Source organism: Humibacter sp., assembly GCF_035547335.1.
GTDB lineage: Bacteria > Actinomycetota > Actinomycetes > Actinomycetales > Microbacteriaceae > Humibacter.
Window position 1 is genome coordinate 1 of the sequence record NZ_DASZVF010000068.1, and the last position, 2959, is coordinate 2959.

Below are 2959 nucleotides of genomic sequence, written 5' to 3' on the forward strand. Positions count from 1 at the left end.
AGCGCTGCGTGGTGGGCGGCCTCGATCGCGTCTTCGAGATCAACCGCAACTTCCGCAACGAGGGCGCGGACTCCACGCACTCGCCGGAGTTCGCGATGCTCGAGGCGTACCAGGCGTACGGCGACTACAACACGATGGCCGAGCTGACGCAGACGCTCATCCAGGATGCCGCGTGGGCGACCAGCGGAGGACACGTCGTGACGTGGGCCGACGGCACCGAGTACGACCTCGGTGGCGAGTGGGACTCGGTCTCGATGTACGAGAGCCTCACGGATGCGCTCACGCAGGCCGTCGCATCCGGTCGCCTGCCATGGACGGGCGGCACCGACATCACTCCCGAGATGCCGCTGAACGAGCTCGCCGCCCTGGCCGAGCTGGTCGAGCTCGAGGTGAAGCATCCCATCCACGGCAAGTACGTGGAGGAGCTCTGGGAGCACTTCGTGAAGGGCGGGCTCGAGCGGCCCACGTTCGTGCGCGACTTCCCGGTGGACACGTCGCCACTCGTGCGCGCGCACCGCTCCAAGGCGGGCGTCGTGGAGAAGTGGGACCTCTACATCCGCGGCTTCGAGCTCGCGACGGGATACTCCGAGCTCGTCGACCCCGTCGTGCAGCGCGAGCGCTTCATCGAGCAGGCCAGGCTCGCGGCGCAGGGGGACGACGAGGCCATGCGGCTCGACGAGGAGTTCCTGCGCGCGCTCGAGTTCGGCATGCCCCCGACGGGCGGCATGGGTATGGGCATCGACCGCCTGCTGATGGCCCTGACGGGCCTCGGCATCCGCGAGACCATCCTCTTCCCCCTCGTGAAGTAGCCCGGCCCGGCTGCCCCGGCCCGGCTGCCCCGGCCCGCGGCCCCGCGGCCCGCGTCCCCGCGAAAACAGGCAGGAAACCGCCTTCCTCGCCGCAACAGGCACAAACTGCCTGTTCCGGAGAGTTCGGCCTGTCAACGCGTGCCTCCCCAACCGTTTGTTGCGCCGAGTTCTCTACAATCCGTTGCTCGCGCCTCCAGCTCCGACCAGCGGTTGACATGCTGGAACCATGGATGCCCGGGTCGCCAACACACTCGCTCGGTTCCAGGGGCTCGCCACACGCAACCAACTGAGGCAGAGCGGCTGCACCGATCACGCGATTCGCGCGTTCATCGAGTCGGGTGCGGTGCGGGTGGTTCGACGTTCCTGGCTCGCGTCCGCGAACGCGCCGCCGGAGGCGGTCCGCGCCGTCGAACTCGGCGGGATTCTCGGTGGAGAGAGCGCACTTCGCAGCATGGGAATCTGGGTCTCGCATCACACCGGCTTGTGCGTCGCCGCGCCACGCACTGCCAGTCGTTTGCCGGAGCTTCGTCAGGCCGAGTACCGCGTATATCCGAGCACGTTCGGCTGGCCGGACGGAGTGCGATGGCGCATGGGCGTGGTCGACGCACTTGGCGTGCTCGCGAGCCGGGTGACTCACGAGCACCTGATCGCTTCGATCGACAGCGCCTTGCACATCGGCGTGCTCTCCGCGCGGCAGCTGGATGCGCTCATCACCCGGTTGCCCGGACGGCTCCGATTCATACGCGCGCTCGTCGATCGCCGCAGCGAGTCCGGGATCGAGTCCATCTTTCGGGTAGGCGCGTTACGTGAAGGCTGGGACGTGGAGATACAGGTTGAGATCGCAGGGGTGGGGCGAGCAGACCACGTCATCGAGGGGTGGCTGATCGTCGAAACGGATGGCGACAGCTTTCACTCCAGCCGAGCGCAGCGCGCGAACGACCGAGCGCGCGACGCCGCGGCCGTGCGAAGAGGCATGCGAGCGCACAGGTTCGGGCACGATCAGATCATGAACGACCTCGACGCGTGCATCCAGGTTGTGGCAGACATCCTGGCGGCGGGGCGCCCCTTTCGTGCTTGACGTTCGTCGCGGTGTTCACGACAGGCAGATCACGCGAGAACAGGCAATTCCTGCCTGCTGCCGCGAGGAAGGCGCATACCTGCCTGTTTTCGCGTGGACGGTCTCGGGGTATACGCAGGCTGCTGTTTCCGGGACGGGCGGCCGCGGCCCCCTACCGCTGGAAGCGCTTCAGGTGCTCCTGCGTGAGTTGCTCCATCTGTTCGTCCGTGAGGTCATCCATGGTCTTGGCCTCGCGCTTGTCGGTGTGCATCCACCGCACGAACAGGATGATGAGCACCGGGATGTCCGCGACCTCAGCGATGAACCACAGGAAGTCCCCCGACAAGTGCTGATCGTGGAGCGGATTGGGGAACCACCCAGGCAGCGCGCCCGTGATCGCCGGGGCGTGGTCGAGCACGGTCTCGTTGAGGCGCAGGAGGATGCCGGGGATGGCATCCAGAACGAGCTCGACGAACGCGAGCATGAACTCGGCCGTGATGAACAGGCTCGTGCGGAGAAGGCCGCTGTCTGTCACCGGCAGCACCATGAGCAGTCCGACGACGGGAACGCCGATGGTGATGGCGGCTTCCCATCCGGGGTCCAGTCGCAGGGCGGCGGCGAAGGGGGTGAGGAACAGGCAGAACCCGATGAGTGCGACGATGGGCGCGAAGATGGCGTTGCCCATCATGCGGATCGGCCACGACCTTAGGATGCGCTCCAGCACCCGAGCCGACAGCCCAGACGTGGCGGCGCGCGCCAGCGACACGGGGCGGCCGAGCGCGAGCAGACCGGGCACCACGAACAACAGGAACGCGATCCGCGTCGTGAAAGCCCAGCGCAGGTCGACGCTCCAGGCGCCCAGGAAGCCGAATTCGATCCACGCGTACGACCCGAGGCCGAGCACGTAGAACGCGAGCGTAGGCCATGCCGGCCAGCGCACCCCGTTGCGCTGCGCGAAGAACACCCCTGCGCCGTAGAGCGCGGCGGCCACCACGATCAGACCGAGGGCGTACGGGTCGAAGGTGAACGTGGTGAGGAAGGTGAGGACGTCAGGCGTGGTGTGCTCCGGAAGGGCGTGTGCAGGATGACCTCG

3 protein-coding genes are annotated in these 2959 nt (G+C 67.4%); 2 read left to right on the forward strand and 1 reads right to left on the reverse strand.

All coding sequences use genetic code 11. The features are described from left to right. Positions 1 to 809, forward strand: an 809-nt coding sequence (locus tag VHB92_RS14550) for an amino acid--tRNA ligase-related protein (protein WP_325454487.1), incomplete at its 5' end; no start/stop codon positions are given. A gap of 595 nt (positions 810 to 1404) precedes the next feature. Next, positions 1405 to 1887, forward strand: coding sequence for a DUF559 domain-containing protein (locus VHB92_RS14555; protein ID WP_325454488.1), 483 nt, complete (start codon positions 1405 to 1407; stop codon positions 1885 to 1887). Between the two features lie 151 nt (positions 1888 to 2038). On the opposite strand, the gene VHB92_RS14560 is transcribed toward VHB92_RS14555, so the two are convergent. Then, positions 2039 to 2959 (reverse strand): cytochrome c oxidase assembly protein (locus VHB92_RS14560; RefSeq protein ID WP_325454489.1); only part of this gene is annotated, 921 nt, incomplete at its 5' end.